General features: G+C 69.5%; 13 protein-coding genes. 11 read left to right on the top strand and 2 right to left on the bottom strand.

Annotation, left to right across the window (positions count from 1 at the left end):
* The first annotated feature begins 643 nt into the window (after window positions 1-643).
* Complete coding sequence (locus tag F8O03_RS14465) at window positions 644-2,269, top strand: HNH endonuclease signature motif containing protein (protein WP_341872796.1); 1,626 nt, start codon at window positions 644-646, stop codon at window positions 2,267-2,269.
* A 206-nt stretch (window positions 2,270-2,475) separates the two neighbouring features.
* Here F8O03_RS14465 and F8O03_RS14460 read toward each other — a convergent pair whose 3' ends face one another.
* Window positions 2,476-3,690, bottom strand: coding sequence for an RsbRD N-terminal domain-containing protein (locus F8O03_RS14460; protein ID WP_151424492.1), 1,215 nt, complete (start codon window positions 3,688-3,690; stop codon window positions 2,476-2,478).
* Between the two features lie 224 nt (window positions 3,691-3,914).
* Here F8O03_RS14460 and F8O03_RS14455 point away from each other — a divergent pair, with 224 nt between their 5' ends.
* Both F8O03_RS14455 and F8O03_RS14450 read left to right on the top strand, forming a co-directional pair.
* Window positions 3,915-5,261, top strand: a complete 1,347-nt coding sequence (locus F8O03_RS14455) for an MFS transporter (protein WP_151424491.1) — start codon at window positions 3,915-3,917, stop codon at window positions 5,259-5,261.
* Window positions 5,262-5,332: 71 nt separating this feature from the next.
* Window positions 5,333-6,670, top strand: a complete 1,338-nt coding sequence (locus F8O03_RS14450) for an ArgE/DapE family deacylase (RefSeq protein ID WP_151424490.1) — start codon at window positions 5,333-5,335, stop codon at window positions 6,668-6,670.
* A gap of 200 nt (window positions 6,671-6,870) precedes the next feature.
* On the opposite strand, the gene F8O03_RS14445 is transcribed toward F8O03_RS14450, so the two are convergent.
* Window positions 6,871-7,758: an MBL fold metallo-hydrolase gene (locus tag F8O03_RS14445; RefSeq protein ID WP_151424489.1), complete on the bottom strand. Its 888-nt coding sequence runs from the start codon at window positions 7,756-7,758 to the stop codon at window positions 6,871-6,873.
* Between the two features lie 332 nt (window positions 7,759-8,090).
* On the opposite strand from F8O03_RS14445, the gene F8O03_RS14440 reads away from it, so the two are divergent.
* The 8 genes from F8O03_RS14440 (at window position 8,091) to F8O03_RS14405 (ending at window position 17,899) form a co-directional block, all read left to right on the top strand.
* Complete coding sequence (locus F8O03_RS14440) at window positions 8,091-9,629, top strand: ABC transporter substrate-binding protein (protein ID WP_104252422.1); 1,539 nt, start codon at window positions 8,091-8,093, stop codon at window positions 9,627-9,629.
* Window positions 9,630-9,763: 134 nt separating this feature from the next.
* The gene (locus F8O03_RS14435) at window positions 9,764-10,705 is read left to right on the top strand and encodes an ABC transporter permease (RefSeq protein WP_167516590.1); all 942 of its coding nucleotides are present in this window, start codon (window positions 9,764-9,766) and stop codon (window positions 10,703-10,705) included.
* Window positions 10,702-12,696: a dipeptide/oligopeptide/nickel ABC transporter permease/ATP-binding protein gene (locus tag F8O03_RS14430; protein ID WP_151424486.1), complete on the top strand. Its 1,995-nt coding sequence runs from the start codon at window positions 10,702-10,704 to the stop codon at window positions 12,694-12,696. Before F8O03_RS14435 ends, F8O03_RS14430 begins: the two co-directional genes overlap by 4 nt.
* A complete protein-coding gene (locus tag F8O03_RS14425; protein WP_151424485.1) occupies window positions 12,693-13,766 on the top strand; it encodes an ATP-binding cassette domain-containing protein in 1,074 nt (357 codons plus the stop codon). The genes F8O03_RS14430 and F8O03_RS14425 overlap by 4 nt, the downstream gene beginning before the upstream one ends.
* Before the next feature lie 85 nt (window positions 13,767-13,851).
* The gene (locus F8O03_RS14420; protein WP_104252418.1) at window positions 13,852-14,598 is read left to right on the top strand and encodes a maleate cis-trans isomerase family protein; all 747 of its coding nucleotides are present in this window, start codon (window positions 13,852-13,854) and stop codon (window positions 14,596-14,598) included.
* A gap of 29 nt (window positions 14,599-14,627) precedes the next feature.
* Window positions 14,628-15,818, top strand: coding sequence for an FAD-dependent oxidoreductase (locus F8O03_RS14415; RefSeq protein ID WP_151424484.1), 1,191 nt, complete (start codon window positions 14,628-14,630; stop codon window positions 15,816-15,818).
* The gene (locus F8O03_RS14410) at window positions 15,815-16,528 is read left to right on the top strand and encodes a GntR family transcriptional regulator (RefSeq protein ID WP_151424483.1); all 714 of its coding nucleotides are present in this window, start codon (window positions 15,815-15,817) and stop codon (window positions 16,526-16,528) included. Before F8O03_RS14415 ends, F8O03_RS14410 begins: the two co-directional genes overlap by 4 nt.
* 3 nt (window positions 16,529-16,531) lie before the next feature.
* Window positions 16,532-17,899 carry an MFS transporter gene (locus F8O03_RS14405; protein ID WP_151424482.1) on the top strand — a complete coding sequence of 456 codons (1,368 nt, stop codon included), beginning with the start codon at window positions 16,532-16,534 and terminating at the stop codon, window positions 17,897-17,899.
* The last annotated feature ends 45 nt before the right edge of the window (window positions 17,900-17,944 follow it).

The following is a 17,944-nucleotide window of genomic DNA, read 5'->3' as shown; positions in this document are numbered from 1 at the left end:
GCAGGGCACGGCAGAGCAGAGCCGGGCAGAGCAGAGCACAGCCGGTTGAGCAGAGCGGGGCGTCCGGGGGCCATGGGCTGAGCGCAGCAGAGCCGGGCCGGGCGGGCCGAGCAGAGCCGAGTGAGAGCGGAATTGAACCGAACCAAGCGGCGCGCGAGCGGCGCGGCGACACGAGAACGGCGGCACGCCACCCCAGCGTCAAGCGAGCGGCACGGCGGCAGGGTGGCACCCGTGAGCGGACGTGGACGCGTGCGAACAGGTCGCGGGCGGCACGACACCGGCCGCAGACGGCGCAGGATCGGCGTGGGGCCAGGAGCGGACAGCACGCGAGTGCAGGCGGACACTTTCGTCCGACAAGGCCCACCGAGGCGGGACCTGAAGGCGACGACTGCCGCTGCCGACACATGCGAGCAACTCCGACCGCAGCCCCGAGGTGCTCAGCGTCGGTGGTTCGTGGTCTGCTGAATGGTAGGTGAGCGTCGATTCGGCCCACCGAGCACCGCGCGGTCGACGAGTTCAAGGCACCGAAGCTGCCTGGATCGCGGAGACTCACGGCACCAAGGACACCCTTCGTATATAGCTTCGCATAACTCAAAAAATCCCTGTTGATGAAGGGATTGAACGAGTCCAATCGGGTAGACTGGTGGTGATCTTGGGGGAGGTTATCGTGGCATCGGAGTCGGAGCAGGAGGCGCGTCGTCGGTCGTCAGTGGAGACGGCGGTGGTGGATGCGCTGCTCGAGGCGCGGTGTCAGCTGGCGGGTCTTCCGGATGGGGAGGTCGTGGTCGCTTTGCGGGAGTTGGCGGCTCGTCGGCGGGTGTTGGATGCGGCGTTGGTGGAGGTGGCTGGCGAGTTGCTGCGGCGGGAGGATGAGTCGCCGCGGGCGGAGTCGGTGGCGCGGAAGTCGGGGTTCCGGAACCTGACGGCGATGGTGGAGCAGGTGCTCGCGGTGCGGCCGTTCGAGGCGTCGACGCTGGTGCGGGTGGCGGCGGCGACGCGGGAGCGGATGAGCGTCACGGGCGAGACGATCCCGGCGAGGTATCCGGCCGTGTCTCGGGCGGTGGGGTCGGCGGTCATGTCGATCGCGCAGGCGTCGGCGATCACGAAGGGCCTGGATCACACCGGGAACCGCGTGGACGTCGACGAGGTGGCGCGGGCCGAGGTGGAGCTGGTCGCGTCGGCGTGCGGGGTGAATCCGGAGGACGAGCAGCCGGCGGCGCCGAAGGTGCTGGAGGTGCAGGCGGCGACGTGGGTGTCGTATTTGGACCCGGATGGTGACGAGCCGCGGGCCGACAAGATCGCCGAGGAACGCGGGCTGTGGATCTCTCGCCGCAGCGACGGCGCGGTCGCCGGGAAGTTCGTGGCGACGCCCGAGCAGGGGGAGCAGCTGCTGTCGGTGTTCGACGCGCTGCTCTCGCCGCGGCGGAGAGTGGAGTTCCCGGCCGCGTCCGAGTGCGGGGAACCCCTCGCACCGGCCCTCGGTGCCCACGGATTCGCTCCGGCCGCCGACAGCGGCGGTGGAAGCCACACGCTCGGCGACGGCGACGGCGACGGCGTCGACTGCGGCCTCGGCGATGGCAACGGTGGCAGCTTCGGCCAGGGTGAGCGCGACGACGTCGAGGTTCAGTTAGTGGACCCGCGCTCCATCGAGCAGCAGCGCATCGACGCGCTCACGATGGTCGTCCGCGCCTACGCCGAGTCGCCCGACGCGCCCAGAACCGGCGGGGAAGCGCCCACCGTCATCATCGTGACCACCACGGCCGGCATCGCCGGAACCGCGGAACGTCCCGACGAGGTCCCGCACCTGGAGCGCACCGGCGAACCAGTCCCGCCGAGCGTCGCCGCGCAGCTGATGTGCGACGGGTTCATCCGCGTCGCGACCCGCAGCAGCACCGGGGAGATCCTCGACCTCGGCCGCAAACAACGACTCTTCACCACCGCCCAACGCCGAGCCATCGCCATCCGAGACCGGCAATGCCGAGCACCCGGATGCAGCGCACCCGTGCGCTGGTGCGAAGTGCACCACGCCATGCCCTGGAGCGAAGGCGGACCCACCGACGCGAGACACGGCATCCTGCTGTGCTCCTTCCACCACCACGAAGTCCACCGCGGACGGCTCGCCCTCACCCAAAGCAGCAGCGGACGCTGGCACGTCGCCCCCGCCCTCGGACACCACGCCCCACGACGAACCACCCGCCGCCGCGCCTACCCCACCACCAACACCAACACCAACCAGGCCCCACGCCCAGCAATCAACCGAAGACCCTGAAACCAAAGGCAGGAGGACCAAAGCTCCGACCGAAGACCCCGCCACAGGCAGAGGGATCGAAACCGCTGACCGTTGACGCCGCAACCGCAGACAGGGGAATCGTCCCCAAACCGGCGACCCCGATCGATCGAGGACTCTAGACCCGGGCAGCCCAACGGTCAGAGACGAGACCCCAGCCAGGAGTCCCCGAAACACCGGTTCCACCGTCAACCCTGCTGTGCGCTCCTCTCCGCCGCGAGAACCAGCTTGATCGTGGCCGCGTCATCAGGAACCGTCGGATCGAGCCCCGTCACCGATGCGAACTTCGCCAACCGGTTCATGATCGTGTTCCGATGACAGAACAGCACCCCCGCGGCCTTCGACGCCGAACCATTCGTCATATACACCTCGACGGCCTCAACCAGCAGAGTCCGCTCAGACGAAGGCAGGCGAGCGAAATCACGAAGCGAATCCGCAGCCAGACTCGACGCGACCGGCCCAAGCCGCCGCACGACAAGACTCGGCCAATGCTGCGCCAGCAGCGCCGCCCGCCCCGGAACCGCGAACTCAGCCAGCTCGGACGCCAGATGCCACATCTCACTCAACGACGACAGCGTCGCCGCCGACTGAGACACGCCCACCTGCAGATCAGCGAGCCCCAACTGCACAGACAGACCAGCAGAGCGCAGACCAGCAGAGCCCAGGCCCGCCGACTCAACGCCAGCAGACCCCGCGCCAGCAGACCGCAGCCCAACAGACCGCAGGCCGGCCGACTCAACGCCAGACGAGCCCACGCCGGACGACCCCACGCCGGACGAGCCGGCGATGACCGCGAACTCCACACCATCCAGGCGCAGGCACACGGCCGCAGGAAGAACGGCCCGCACGTCCGAAACGAAGCCGGCCGCCGCATCCTGATGCGCAACCGCAACCCAGTACGGACCAACAAGCGGAATCTCGAGCGCCTCCGCCGCCTGCACATGCAACTGCGAGTCGTCGACACCACCGCGCAGCAGACGACGCAGCAGGAACGCCTGCTCCTGCTCGAGCTCCGCCTTCACCTGCCCCAGCTCGAGCATGTACCCCGACTGCACGCTTGTCGTATGCGCCTCCACAACCTCCCAAATTGCGACAACATCGTCGGAAAGGCGATCCGCCTCACCCGGCAGACGGTCGTTGAGCGCCTGCCAGATGAAACGGAAATCCATCCGCACCGCCCGCAGCAGCGACTCGAGCGGCACCCCCTGACGGACCCGCTTGCGCCCGATCGCTCGCGAGTGGGCCCGCAGCTCGTCCTCGAGCCGCTCCCCACCCAGCTGCCGGAACATGAGACCGAGCGTCGTGAACGCCGTACTGTGCACATCGCGCTCCGCGATCACCGACTCGACATAGCCGGTGAGCGTGCGCACCTGCATCACGTACAACGTCGTGATCTCGTCCAAGTCGTCAAGACACGATCGGATACCGCGCCGCAACGGCGCCGAAACAGACGCGTCATTCACCGGCCCGAAACCCATCAAGATTGTGCATTTGCCCATCCTAGGCGTGCAATCGAGTGGGCCTGGCGATTGCCCGACCCAGCCATGACGGGGTTGCATAGGTACACCAACGTCACCGCAGACGTGCACGTTCACATGCAGGCCTTTCCCCCAACATCGGAGCCACCATGTCCCACGACCCGCAGACCTCGACGCCAAGCGCGCCCGCCAGCCCGCCGAAAGTCAGCCTCAAAGAGGCGCGGCGCATCGCCTTCGCCGCCTTCGTCGGCACCGCCCTCGAGTGGTACGACTACTTCCTCTTCGGCACCGCCGCGGCCCTCGTCTTCAACCGCCTCTTCTTCACCGACCTCAACCCGGCAGGCGCCACCCTCGCCGCCTTCGCGACCTTCGGCGTCGGCTTCGCGGCCCGCCCCATCGGCGCCGTCGTCTTCGGGTGGATCGGCGACCGCTACGGCCGCCGCCCCGCCCTCCTCACCACGATCGTCATGATCGGATGCGCGACCGGCCTCATCGGCGTCCTCCCCGACTACCTCGCCGTCGGCATCGCAGCCCCCGTCATGCTCGCCGTCCTCCGCCTCGTGCAAGGCTTCGCCGTCGGCGGCGAATGGGGCGGCGCGACCACCATCGCCATCGAGCACTCCCCCGAGAAGATGCGCGGCCGCTTCGCCGCCCTCGTCCAGATCGGCTCCCCCGTCGGCACCCTCGTCTCCTCCGGCGCCTTCGCACTCGTGCTGATGATGCCGCCCGAGGCCTTCGACGCGTGGGGCTGGCGCCTCCCGTTCCTCCTCGCCTTCCCACTCCTCGGCATCGCCCTCTACATCCGCCTCAAGGTCGAAGAGTCCCCCGTCTTCCAGGAGCTCGCCGCCGCCGGCGAACAGGTCAAGGTCCCCGTCGTCGAGCTCTTCCGCAAGTCCGGACTGCGCCTCCTCGTCGCCGTCGCCGCCGCCATGCTCGGCGTCGGAGGCTTCTACATGATGACGACCTTCGTCGTCTCCTACGGCACCAACGTGCTCGAAGTCGACCGCCAGGTCATGGTCAACGCGACCCTCGTCGCCGCCGTCCTCCAGATCGGCGTCACCATCTTCGCCGGCCGCCTCGCAGAACGCTTCGGCCCAGGCCGCATGACCGTCGTCGGCGGCCTCACCACCGGCATCGCCGCCTTCCCCCTCTTCTGGCTCATCGACACCGAGAGCCCGATCGCCATCATCGCCGCCGTCAGCATCGGCATCGCCCTCATCACCCTCTCCTACGCCGTCACCGGCGCCCTCCTCGCCGAGCTCTTCCCACCCCGCCTCCGCTACAGCGGCGTCTCCCTCGGCTACAACCTCGCCGGCGCCATCAGCGGCTTCCTGCCCCTCATCGCAACCGCCCTCATCACCGTCGGCGACGGATCATCCTGGCCCGCCGTCCTCGTCCTCATCGGCATCTGCCTCATCACCGTCATCGGCGGAGCCTTCGGCGAGCGGATGCGCCTCCGCGACGACATCGTCGAGATCGACGAAGCCGCCTCCTGAGCCCCAAACGCTCCCTCCCCGAACCGGGCACCGCCGCCCGGCAGCACCACACGCGAAAGCAGGACACGACCATGACAACGCCAACCACCCCCACCGCCGGCACCAACCCCAGCGCAGCCACCACACCCGCCAGCCCCCTCACCGACGAGCAGCGCCAGCGCATCCTCGACGCCGTCGACGCCGCCTTCGACCGCCAGATCGCCTTCACCCAGGAGCTCGTGCGCCACCCGTCGCTGCGCGCCAACGAGTCCTCAGCCCAGGACCTCCTGTACGGCGCCATGGCCGGCCGCGGCCTCACCATGGACCGCTGGCAGCTCGACCCCGTCGAACTCGCCGCCCACCCCGGCGCCGGCGCCGTCGAGATCTCCTACGACGGCCTCGAGAACGTCGTCGGCACCTTCGCACCCCAGGAGGAGCGCGGGAACTCGCTCATCCTCAACGGCCACATCGACGTCGTCCCCGAAGGCCCGGAAAGCCAGTGGGCCCGCTCCCCATGGGACGCCACCGTCCGCGACGGCTGGCTGTACGGCCGCGGCAGCGGCGACATGAAGGCCGGCCTCGTCGCCAACCTGTACGCCTTCGACGCCGTCCGCGCCGCCGGCCTCACCCCCACCGGGCGCATCCACTTCGAATCCGTCGTCGAAGAGGAATGCACGGGCAACGGCTCCCTCTCCGCCCACCTGCGCGGCTACACGGCCGACGCCGTCCTCATTCCGGAACCCGAAGAGGACATGCTGGTGCGCGCCAACACCGGCGTCATCTGGCTGCGCCTCCGCGTCGACGGCAAGCCCACGCACCCCCGCGAGATGCAGACCGGCTTCAACGCCATCGACGCCGCCTACTTCGTCATCGGGGAGCTGCGGAAGCTCGAGGCCGCCTGGAACGCGAAGCAGGGCGAGCACCCCTACTTCGAGGAGCTCGACCACCCCATCAACTTCAACGTCGGCAAGATCCAGGGCGGGGACTGGGGCTCCAGCGTGCCAGCCTGGTGCGAAGTGGATGTGCGCGTCGCCCTCTACCCCGGCATCACGGCCGACTCGGCGTGGGCGGAGATCACGGACGCCCTCGCCGCCGTCACAGCCGACAGCAACGGCAACCCGATCGCCACGACCGCCACGAAGACGGGCTTCTACGCCGAGGGCTACGTGCTCGAAGAGGGCGGCGCCGCCGAACAGGCGCTCGAGCGCAGCCACAGCGCCGCGTTCGACGGGGCGAAGCTCGAGTCATTCGTCACCCCCGGGTACCTCGACGGCCGCGTCTTCGTGCAGTACGCCAACACCCCCGCCCTCGTCTACGGCCCCATCTCCGAAGCCATCCACGGCTACGACGAGCGGGTGGACCTCGAGTCGGTGCGCCGCATCACGAAGTCCATCGCGCTCTTCATCGCCGAATGGTGCGGGGTCGAATAGACGCCACCCACGAACCCTCACCTCACCGGCCGTGCGCACTCCCCACCGCGGGAGCGCGCACGGCCGATCGCATGCAAGAGCAGCACTGTGCCGAGCGGCGCAGCGCAGCTCAGTGCAGTGCAGTGCAGTGCAGTGCAGTGCAGTGCAGTGCAGGGCAGTGCTTCGCATCACTGCGCAGCAGAACTCGCCACAGCGCGCATTCAGTGCGCCCCGTCGGAGACCTCGAACCCACCCTCCCCGTCGGCGCCGACGTAGAGCAGCTCGCGCGATGCGACGTGACCCGGGAGCAGCGGCACCCCAGTAGCGGCGCACTCCTCTAGGAGCGCCCGCCTGGTGGCCTCCGCGACCTCCTTCATCGAGCAGAAGCTCGACGTGAGCCCCGGCGTCGCCACCTGCAGCACGTGGTGCAGCGCGTCGCCGGAGATGATCGCGACCGTGGAGCCTGACGAGGGGTCCAGCACTCGCACCACCATGTGCCCCGGGGTGTCTCCAGGCGCGTGCTCCAGCACGATGCCGGGCGCCGCCCGATGCGGCAGCTCCACGACGTCGGCCTGCCCCGCCACGAAGACCGGCTCGATCGAGTCGGCCCAGAAGTCGCCGTTGCGCTCGAACATGACCCGCGCGTCGGGGCCCGTGATGAATGAGCGGTCCAGCTCGTTGAACAGGTACCGCGCGTTCGGGAACGTCGGCACCCACGCGCCCGCCGCATCCGTCGTCGTGTTCCAGCCGACGTGGTCGCAGTGCAGGTGCGTATTGATGACGACGTCAACCTCGGCAGGATCGACGACCTGCGAGACCTCCTCGAGCCAGCTCGTCGTGAGCCCGTTCCACATGTCGCGGATGCGCGGCTTGCCGTTCCCGACGCCCGTGTCGACCACCGCGACGAACCCCCGCGAGCGCACGACGTAGCTCGTCGAGGCCATCACCAGCCGGTCGCTGCTCGCCTCGTAGTCGTCGGGCCCGAGGGCGGCGATCTGGAGCCGCAGGGCTTCCGTTCCGATGAACATCTCCTCGACCGGCAGCATCGCCGAACGGTACTCCTCGACGCGGTAGATCTCCGTGTCACCTGCACTCAGCAGTGGCCGCATGGTGCCCTCCTCTGGTTGGACGAAGACACGGAACCAGGCCAGGACCGTGTGAGACGCCAGGCCTGAAGGCCCACATCCACCCTCGGTGGACCATGTTGCCTGGAGATTTCATTGCATGCAATGAGTGTTACCAGCGCGTAAATATGCACCCGTATCGCCAAGATTGCATGCAGATTCCGGCTAGCGTCCATTTCATCGGCTCAGCACATAGCCGAATTCGGGAGCGAACCCAGCTTCATCGCCCCAGCACTATCACCGCAGCACCATCGCCCCACCTGCACCGAGATCTCCAGCCCCAGCACCCCACCTCTCAGCACTCGGAAAGGACGCGCATGCGTTCCCACAGACTTCGCGTCGGCACCGCCGTCGCCATGCTCGGCGTCACGACATTCGCCGTCACCGCCTGTTCCACGGGCTCCTCTTCGGCCTCCGAAGACGCCGCGTTCGCGGTGAACATCGCCGCCCTCGAAGGCGCCCCGACCTTCGACCCGGCCGCCAACATGCGCGGCTCCGCCTTCAACTACGCGGCCGCCGCCTACGAGAGCCTCGTCACGAGCGACGCCGAGGGTGCCCTCCAGCCGGGCGTCGCGACAGCCTGGGAGTACACGAGCCCAACCGAGCTCACGATGGACTTCCGCCTCGACAGCGTCTTCGAGGACGGCACCCCGATGACGGTCGAGCTCATCAAGGCCAACCTGGAGCGCTACCAGGAGACGCCAGGCACCTACCAGGCGCGCCTCAACTCGATCGACTCGATCGAGGTCGTCGACGAGGACTCGCTGAAGTTCACCCTCAACACTCCGGACCAGTCGCTGCCCGAGGCCTTCTCGCTCACGGTCGGCATGATGGTCAGCCAGGCCGCCCTCGACGACCCCTCGCTCCTCCTCACCGACACGTACGGCTCCGGCCCGTGGATCCTCGACACCTACACGGAAGACAGCGAGTACAGCTACATCCGCAACCCCGAGTACGCGGGCCCCATGGACGTGCAGGTCGACGAGCTCAACATGTTCGTCATCACCGACCTCACGGCCCAGCTCAACGCGCTCCTCGCCGGCGACGTCGACATCATCTCCGCCCAGTGGAGCCAGCGCGACCAGGCAGAATCGCAGGGCTTCGCAGCCGCCTCCAACGAGTCGAACGTCGGCGGCCTCATGCTCTTCGACCGGGGCGGCGAGGTCATCCCCGAGCTCGCCGACGTGCGCGTCCGCCAGGCCATCAACTACGCCCTCGACCGCGACGCCATCGGCACCGCACTCTGGAGCGACTACCAGCGAGGCACCTCCTCCGTCTTCGGCAAGTTCACCTCCGCCTACGACGAGTCGCTCGACGACTACTACGAATACGACCCGGAGAAGGCGAAGCAGCTGCTCGCCGAGGCCGGATACGCGGACGGGTTCGAGCTGCCCATCCTCAGCCGCACCATGTTCGGCGAGAACAAGCGCCTCGAGGCGACCATCCCGTACCTCGAAGCCGTCGGCATCACCGCCACCCTCACCGACCGCACCAACGACTACTTCGACGCCATCAGCAACAAGGAGTTCGGTGCCTCGCAGGGCCAGCAGAACGGCGGCATCGACTCCTACGTGAACAGCATGAACATGCTCGCCCCGAACGCCCAGCTCAACCCCTTCGGCACCGACGACCCCGAACTGACCGCCCTCATCGACGACGCGTCCAGCGAGCTCGACGCCGACGCGGCCGCCACGAAGTGGCAGGCGGTCAACACGTGGGTCGTCGAGAACGCCTGGTTCGCCCCGGTCGCGTTCTACCACACGCACACGGTGTGGGATGCGGAGAAGCTCGGCGGCGTCGAACTCGCCGCCGGCCAGGTCTTCCCGCTCCCGTTCAGCTGGGCCCCCGCCGAGTAGCTCTCCCCGCCGGCTGACGCCGGCCGCGGTCTCTGCATCACCGCAGCCCCCGGATGCGCGGGGAGGCTCCCCCTCCCCGCGCACCCGCCAAGCACGCTCACCACAGCACCCGCTTCAACCCGAAAGGAGCACACGTGGCCCTCTACATCCTCCGACGAGTCGGCATCACCGTGCTCATGGTCTTCCTCGTCGTCTCGGCCGCCTTCTTCCTCGTGGCCCTCATGCCGAACGACGTGACCCAGACCATCCTGGGGCCGGACGCCACCCCAGAGGCCCGCGCGCAGCTGCGCGACGAGATGGGCTTCAACGACCCGGTGCTCGTGCGCTACGTGACCTTCCTCGGCGGCCTCCTCACCGGCGACCTCGGCGTCTCCTACCTCAGCCAGCAGTCGGTGACAGCGCAGGTGCTCGAGCGCCTCCCCGTCACCCTCACCCTCTCCATGGGAGGCATCCTCCTCACCACGGTGCTCGGCATCGTGCTCGGCATCCTCGCCGCGAGCCGAGGCGGCTGGCTCGACACGATCATCCGCGGGGCCGCAGGGGTGATGCAGGCCATCCCGAGCTTCTGGCTCGCCGTGCTGCTCGTGCTCGTCTTCGCCGTGAACCTCAAGCTGTTCCCCTCCTCAGGATGGGAGCCGTTCGCCGAGGACCCGGCGGAGTTCGTGCGCCGCATCACGCTCCCCCTCATCTCCATCGGCATCGCGGGCACCGCCGCCGTCGCCCGCCAGGCACGCGTCGCGATGATCGACGTGCAGGGCCGCGACTTCATGCAGACGCTGCGGGCCACTGGCCTCCCCGAGTGGCGCATCGTGTGGCTGCACGGCCTCCGGAATGCGGCCATCCCCGTGCTCACCGTCATCGGCCTCCAGTTCGTTGCCCTCTTCGGCAGCGCGGTCCTCATCGAGCAGGTCTTCGCGCTCCCCGGCGTCGGCAAGCTCGTCGTCGACTCGGTGAACCTCGGCGACATGCCCATCGTCCTCGGCGTCGTCGTCGCCCTCAGCGTCGTCATCCTCGCCATGAACCTCGTCATCGACATCCTCTACGGCATCATCAACCCGAAGGCGAGGCTCGCATGACCCGCGTCCGACGCACCGACACCGCCCTCTCCAGACTCCTCAGCAAGCCGGGTGCGGTCGTCGCCCTGGCGTTCCTGGTCCTCCTCGGCCTCTCGGTGCTGTTCGCCGACCTCGTCGCTCCCCTCGACCCGCTCGCCCAGGACCTCTCGCTTGCGCGTCAGATGCCGAGCGCAGAGCACCTCCTCGGCACCGACGACCTCGGGCGTGACGTCTACTCGCGTCTCATCCACGGCGGCGCCGCAACCCTCGGGGGTGCCGTCCTCGCGGCCGTCGTCGCCATGAGCATCGGCATCCCGCTCGGCATGATCGGCGGCTACTTCCGCGGCTTCACCGACACGCTCGTCTCCCGTTTCGCCGACTTCTTCCAGGCCCTCCCCACCATCGTCATCCTCATGGCCGTCATCGGCGCCTTCGGCAACAACACGACGGTCGCGATGGTCACCCTCGGTGTCGCGATGAGCGACGGCTTCGTGCGCCTCGCCAGGGCGACGACCCTGCAGGTGCGGCGCGAGCTGTACGTGGATGCGGCGAACGTCGCCGGCATCGCACCCGGCCTCATCCTGTTCCGCCACGTGCTCCCGAACATCCGCGGGCCGCTGCTCGTGCAGCTCTCCATCACGATGGGTGCCGCCCTCCTCATCCAGGCGGGCCTCGGCTTCCTCGGCCTCGGCACCCCGCCACCGGCGCCCAGCTGGGGCGGCATGATCAGCGAGGCCAGCGAGCTCATCTACCTGCACCCGTGGCTGCTCGTGCCGAGCGGCGTCATCATGATCCTCTCCATCCTGTCCTTCAACGTCGTCGGCGACGCGCTCGCCGGAAACCGGCCGGGCACCACCCTCGTGCGCTCCTTCTTCCGGACGAAGACGTCAGCGCCCGTCGCGTCGAAGCCCGTCGCGGTCGACGACCCACAATCCGACGTCGACGACGCCATCGTCTCGGTGCGCGACCTGAGCGTCTCGTTCGCCGACAGCAACGGCGAGTTCGCGGTCGTGCAGGGCGTCTCCTTCGAGGTGTCCCGCGGTGAGGCGCTCGGCATCGTCGGCGAATCGGGATGCGGCAAGTCGGTGACCGCGAAGAGCCTGCTCGGCCTCGTCGCCCCAGGCGGCCGCGTCTCCAAGGGCGAGATCCGCATCGACGGCACCAACATCGTCGGCCAGACCAACAAGCAGCTCCGAGCCGTCCGCGGCTCGAGGATCGCGCTCGTCTCGCAGGAGCCCATGACGGCCCTCGACCCGACCTTCACGATCGGCGCCCAGCTGCGCGAGGCCATCGCCCATCACACGGGCCGGAAGGCCGGGGAGGCCCAGGCGCGGGCGCTCGAGCTGCTCCGCCTCGTCGGCATGCCCGACCCGCAGCAGGCCGCGGCCAGCTACACCTTCCAGGTCTCCGGCGGCATGGCGCAGCGCGCGGCGATCGCCATGGCGCTGACGGGCGACCCAGAGGTGCTCGTCGCCGACGAGCCCACCACCGCCCTCGACGTGACGGTGCAGGCGGAGATCCTCGACCTCCTCAGGCGCCTCCGCGAGGAGCTCGGCCTCGCCGTCATCCTCGTCACCCACGACCTCGGAGTCGTCGCCGACACGTGCGACCGCGCCATCGTCATGTACGCGGGCCAGGTCATCGAGGAGGCCGACGTCGACACGCTCCTCACCGCCCCCTCCCACCCGTACACGCGGGCCCTCCTCGCGGCCATGCCCGCGAATGCCGTCGCGGGAGTCCCCATGGACGCCATCAGCGGCGCGGTTCCCGCGCCCCGCGACTGGCCGAGCGGCTGCCGCTTCGCCGACCGCTGCACCTTCGCGACCGACCGGTGCCGCACCTCCCCCGTCGCCCTCACCCTGCTGCGCCCCGGCGCCGGCCAGCAGCGCCCCACCGCGGGCATCCAGCGCTCTGGCATGGCCCGCTGCGTCCGCGTCGAGGAGGTCGCCAAGGCGACCAGCACCGGCTCGGCCACCCAGAACTCCAGCGCGAACGAGAGGAGCATCGCATGAGCGAGGACCTGCTGCGCATCGACAACCTGCAGATGCGGTTCAAGAACCCCCACGACCGCAAGCAGACCGTCCACGCCGTCGACGACGTGAGCTTCACCGTCGCCCCCGGCGAGATCCTCGGCGTCGTCGGCGAGTCGGGCTCGGGCAAGTCGACCATCGGGCGCTGCCTCCTCGGCCTCGAGCGGCCGAGCGGCGGGAGCATCCGCTTCGGGGGCCGCGACCTCACGAAGCACTCGCTGCTCCGCAACCGCCGCGACATCGCCAAGCAGCTGCAGGTCGTCTTCCAGGACCCGTACAGCTCGCTCAACCCCTTCCGCACGATCGGGCAGACCCTCGCCGAGCCGCTGCAGGCAGCCCTCAGGCTCTCGGACAAGCAGGCGGATGCACGGGCTCGCGACATGCTCGAGACCGTCGGCCTCCCGAGGGCCGCCGCCGACCGCTTCCCCGGCCAGTTCTCCGGCGGGCAGCGGCAGCGCATCGGCATCGCGAGGGCCCTCATCATGCAGCCGCAGCTCGTCGTCCTCGACGAGGCCGTGAGCGCCCTCGACCTGTCGACGCAGGCGCAGATCCTCAACCTCCTCGCCAAGCTCGCGAAGGAACGGGGCCTCGCCTACATCTTCATCGCCCACGACCTGGACGTCGTCAGGTACATCTCCCACCGAACGCTCGTGCTGTACCGCGGCCGGATCATGGAACAGGGGCCCGCCGGCGAAGTCCACGGCGCTCCCCTGCACCCCTACACGGCGGCGCTCAACGCGGCGGCGCCCGTCACCGATCCCGTCGAGCAGCGCAGACGCCGCGCGGCACGCGCCTCGGCAGCCGCGACCGCAGCCGCCGCCGACACGGGCGACGGCACCACCCCGGCCACGCCGGTCGCCGGCCCCGCGACGGGCCAGGTCGGCTGCCCGTTCGCGGCCCGCTGCGCCTTCGCCCAGGAGGTCTGCCTCACGAAACGGCCCGCCGACACCCCCGTCGGCAACCGCACCGTCGCCTGCCACATGTACGACGCGACAAGCGGACACACCCGACTCGGATCCGGCATGCCCGCCGCCGAGCTCGTCGCGAATTGACCCCGTCCCCTCACCCACACCACGTTGAACAACCCCGCCGCGACGCCCCGCGCCGCAGCCAACCCGAACACGAAGGAGCACGTCAATGCCTGACGTCACCGGATACCGCGCGAAGATCGGCGTCATCGTCCCCTCGACCAACACGGTCGTGGAGCACGATGTCAACAAGCTCGCGCCGCACGGCATCACGTTCCACTGCGGCCGCATGTACGTCGAGCAGCAGGCGATGGGCGACCACGCAACCTTCATGGGGCTGCAGACCCAGATCCGCGGCTCCATGTCGGTGGCCCTCCGCGACGTCATGACGGCGCAGCCCGACCTCATGATGATGGGCATGTCAGCCCCCACCTTCAGCGGCGGCGTCGCCGGCAACGAGGCCTTCCAGAAGGAGGTCAGCGACCAGATCGGCGGCATGCCCGTCACGACCGGGGCGTCCGCCTGCCGTGCCGCCCTCGAGGCCCTCGACGTGAAGAAGATCTCCGTCTTCTCGCCGTACCAGCCCGTCGCCGACGAGTGGGTCGACCAGTACTTCACCGAGGCCGGCTTCGACGTCGTCAAGGTCACGGGCCTCCGCTGCCCCACCGCGACGTCGATCGCGAGCGTCACCCCCCGCGACCTCGTCAAGGTGCTCGAGGAGATCGACACCCCGGAGACCGAGGCGATCGTGCAGGTCGGCACGAACCTGTCGTTCATCCGCATGGCCGACGAGGCGGAGACGTGGCTCGGGAAGCCCGTCGTCGCCATCAACACCGCCACCGTCTGGCACACCCTCCGCCAAGCCGGCTTCACCGACACCGTCGGCGGCTACGGCACCATCATCCGCGAATTCTGACCGCCACAGCGCACCCAAAGGACCACACCATGACTGCTTCCCCCCAGTTCGATGTCATCGTCGTCGGCGGCGGCCCCGTCGGCACCACCACCGCCCTCAAGCTCGCCAAGCGGGGCATGACGGTCGCCCTCTTCGAGAAGCGCGAGGCGAGCACGCTCGAGCACCGCGCATCCACCTTCCACCCGCCGACACTCGAGATGCTGGAGGAGCTCGGGCTCTCGCAGCCCCTCATCGAGGCCGGGATCATCGCCCGCTCCTACCAGTTCCGGGATGCGACGATCGGGAAGATCGTCGAGCTCGACTTCGCGGTGCTCGACGACGACACGGCCTACCCGTACCGCGTGCAGGTCGAGCAGAGCCGCCTCACCGCGGCCGCCCAGCAGGTGATCGCCGACGAGCCCAACGTCACCTCCACGCTCGGCGCCGAGGTCATCGCGATCCGCGAGGACGACGAGGGCTTCGAGGTGGATGTGCGCGGCGAGGGCGGAGAGGTGACCACGGCGACGAGCACCTACCTCGTCGCGGCGGACGGCTCCCGCTCGATCGTGCGCGAGCACTACGACATCGACTTCTCCGGCCACACCTACCCGGAGCGCTACCTCGTCATCACGACGAGCCTGCCGCTGCACGAGATCCACGAGGACCTCGCCGTCGTCAACTACGTCGCCGACCCCGAGAACTGGCACGTGCTGCTGCGCAACCCGAGCGGCTGGCGGGTGCTGTTCCCCTGCGACCCGGCCCTCACGACCGAGCAGCAGACCGACCCCGCCTACGTCGTGAGTCAGCTTCGGCGTGTGGTGCCCGAGCTCGACGGATACCCTGTTGTGCACGTCACCGTCTACGAGGTGCACCGCAAGGTCGCGCAGACGTTCCGCAAGGGCAACGTCTTCCTCGTGGGCGACGCGGCACACGTCAACAACCCGTTGGGAGGCATGGGCATGAACAGTGGAATCCACGACGGGCTCCTGCTCGCCGAGCTGCTGCCCGGCTACGCCAACGGCGAGATCTCGAGCGAGGCGCTCGACGACTGGGCAGAGAAGCGCCGCGCCGTCGCCCGCCACTACGTGGGCGAGGAGACCGAAGGCAACTGGAACGCCCTCCGCGACACGAGCGAGGAGCGCCGCGCCGCGAAGCGCGCCGAGTGGGAAGCCCTCGGCCGCGACGAGACCGCCCGCCGGCAGTTCCTCCTCACATCGTCCATGCTCGCGAGCGTTCGATGATCGAGACCCCCACGCACGCGCTGCTGCCCGAGAGCCTCACGGGCGGCGACCTCGCGTACGCCGAGCTTCGCTCGCGCATCATGAGCGGCGAATACGCGCCGCACACGGTGCTGCGCGCGCAGGCGCTCGCCGCCGAGTTCGGGCTCAGCAGAACCCCCATCCGCGAGGCGCTGCAGCGCCTCGCGGAGGCAGGGCTCGTGGCGTACATCCCCAACAAGGGGGCCACCGTCATCGGCTACACGACCGAGCAGATGGCCGAGACCTACTTCGTGCGCGCCTCCCTCGAGAGCCGCGCCGCCGGCCTCGCCGCCGACCGCATGACGGACGCGGACGCCGAGCTGCTCATCGACCGCATCGAGCGGATGGACCCCCTCGTCCACGCGAGCGATCAGGACGAGATCGTCGAGCTCGGGCGCCTCAATCGCGAGTTCCACGAGCACATCGTCAAGGTGTCCGGCAGCCTCCAGCTGCAGACGCTCCTGCGCAGCGTCAGCCAGGTGCCCATGATGATCCGCAACTACCAGGCGTACGGCGACACGTTCCGCATCCGCTCGAACCACCACCACCGCGACATCCTGACCGCCCTGCAGTCAGGCGACTCCCTGTGGGCCGAGGTCGCGATGCGCTCGCACATCCTCGCCGCGCGCAACGCCGTGCTCCAGGGCCCCGGGTCCTCCCTGCACGCCGACACCTCCGCGCACGAGGACTGACCCATGTCGCGCACCACCGGGCCCACCACGGGGTCCGAGCAGCAGCATGCCCTGATAGCCGCGCCAGACGAGGTATCTGAGGCAGACGCAACGGGCGCAGTGGATGCAGCGGATGCAGTCTCAGCCTCCGAGGCACCGACGCACGTCTGGCGCACCCGGCGCCCCGGCCGCACCGCGACCCTCGCCGGCATCGGGACGACCGTCGTCACCGCGCTCCCCGTCTTCCTCGTCGGCGGCCTGTCCATGCAGCTGCGCGCCAGCACGGGGCTCACCGAGTCGATGCTCGGCATCGTCGTCGCCGCCTACTGGGGCGCCTCCGCGCTCCTCTCACCCCTCGCCGGCAGCCTCTCGAGCAGGCTCGGCTTCCGCTGGGGCATGGTGATGGCCTCCTCGATCGGCGGCCTCGCCCTCATCGGCATCGCCGCCTACACGCCGACATGGCAGTGGCTGCTGGTGTGGCTCATCCTGGCCGGCGCGGGGAACTCGCTCGGGCATCCACCGTCGAACGCCCTCATCGGGGCGGGCGTCTCCACACGGCGCCGGGCCCTCGCGTTCGGACTCAAGCAGGGAGCCGTGCCCCTCGCGACCTTCAGCGCGGGCCTCGCCGTCCCGGCCCTCGGCCTCACCGTCGGCTGGCAGTGGACCTTCGCGATCGCGGGCGCCCTCGCAGCCGTCGCCGTGTGCTTCCTCGCCTGGCGGGTGCCGCGCACCAAGCGCGCGCCCCGCCTCGCGCGCCGACGCCCCGAGCGTCTCCCCCGCGACCTGCGCGTCTTCCTGGTCCTCGCCTCGGCCGCGAGCGGTCTCGGCGCCGCCCAGTCGAGCGTCATCGGCGCCTTCACCGTCACGACCGCCATCGGCGTCGGCTACTCAGCAGCCGTCGCGGGCCTGCTCCTCAGCCTCGGCTCGCTCTCGAACATCATCGCCAGGCCCCTCGCCGGCTGGCTCGCCGACCGCGGCATCGGCGGCACGCTCACGACCGTCTCGCTCATGATGCTCTCCGGCGCCGTTGGCCTGACCGGCATGGCCCTCGCCCTCCCTTGGAGCTTCGCCGTCGGCGTCGTGCTCGCGTTCGGCCTCGGCTGGGGGTGGAGCGGACTCCTCCACTTCGCCGTCTCCAACGCCGTGCCGCGCTTCGCCGCCCAGGCGACGGGGCTCGTGCAGTCCGGCGCGTACATCGGCAGCGCCGCCGGTCCGCTCGCGATGGGGTTCGTCTTCGAGTACTTCGGGCCAAGCACCGGCTGGCTCGCCTCGGCCTGCATCGCGCTCGTCGCCGCCACCGCGGCCGCCATCGCCGCCCGCTTCCACCCCACCCGCCGCCAGGCCCGCGCCGCCGCACGAGACAGCGCGGCCCAGAACAGCGCGGCCCGGTGAGCTCGCGCAGCGCCGCGAACCCGCCGGGCAGAACGAACCCTCTCG

It is taken from the genome of Pseudoclavibacter terrae (assembly GCF_008831075.1).
Classification (GTDB): Bacteria; Actinomycetota; Actinomycetes; order Actinomycetales; family Microbacteriaceae; genus Pseudoclavibacter; species Pseudoclavibacter terrae.
This window is presented reverse-complemented; position numbering and strand designations above follow the sequence as displayed.

Coding starts and splice junctions, on each gene's coding strand:
- F8O03_RS14455 (WP_151424491.1), top strand. CDS start 3,915: ATGTCCCACGACCCGCAGACCTCGACGCCAAGCGCGCCCGCCAGCCCG.
- F8O03_RS14450 (WP_151424490.1), top strand. CDS start 5,333: ATGACAACGCCAACCACCCCCACCGCCGGCACCAACCCCAGCGCAGCC.
- F8O03_RS14445 (WP_151424489.1), bottom strand. CDS start 7,758: ATGCGGCCACTGCTGAGTGCAGGTGACACGGAGATCTACCGCGTCGAG.
- F8O03_RS14440 (WP_104252422.1), top strand. CDS start 8,091: ATGCGTTCCCACAGACTTCGCGTCGGCACCGCCGTCGCCATGCTCGGC.
- F8O03_RS14430 (WP_151424486.1), top strand. CDS start 10,702: ATGACCCGCGTCCGACGCACCGACACCGCCCTCTCCAGACTCCTCAGC.
- F8O03_RS14425 (WP_151424485.1), top strand. CDS start 12,693: ATGAGCGAGGACCTGCTGCGCATCGACAACCTGCAGATGCGGTTCAAG.
- F8O03_RS14420 (WP_104252418.1), top strand. CDS start 13,852: ATGCCTGACGTCACCGGATACCGCGCGAAGATCGGCGTCATCGTCCCC.
- F8O03_RS14415 (WP_151424484.1), top strand. CDS start 14,628: ATGACTGCTTCCCCCCAGTTCGATGTCATCGTCGTCGGCGGCGGCCCC.
- F8O03_RS14410 (WP_151424483.1), top strand. CDS start 15,815: ATGATCGAGACCCCCACGCACGCGCTGCTGCCCGAGAGCCTCACGGGC.
- F8O03_RS14405 (WP_151424482.1), top strand. CDS start 16,532: ATGTCGCGCACCACCGGGCCCACCACGGGGTCCGAGCAGCAGCATGCC.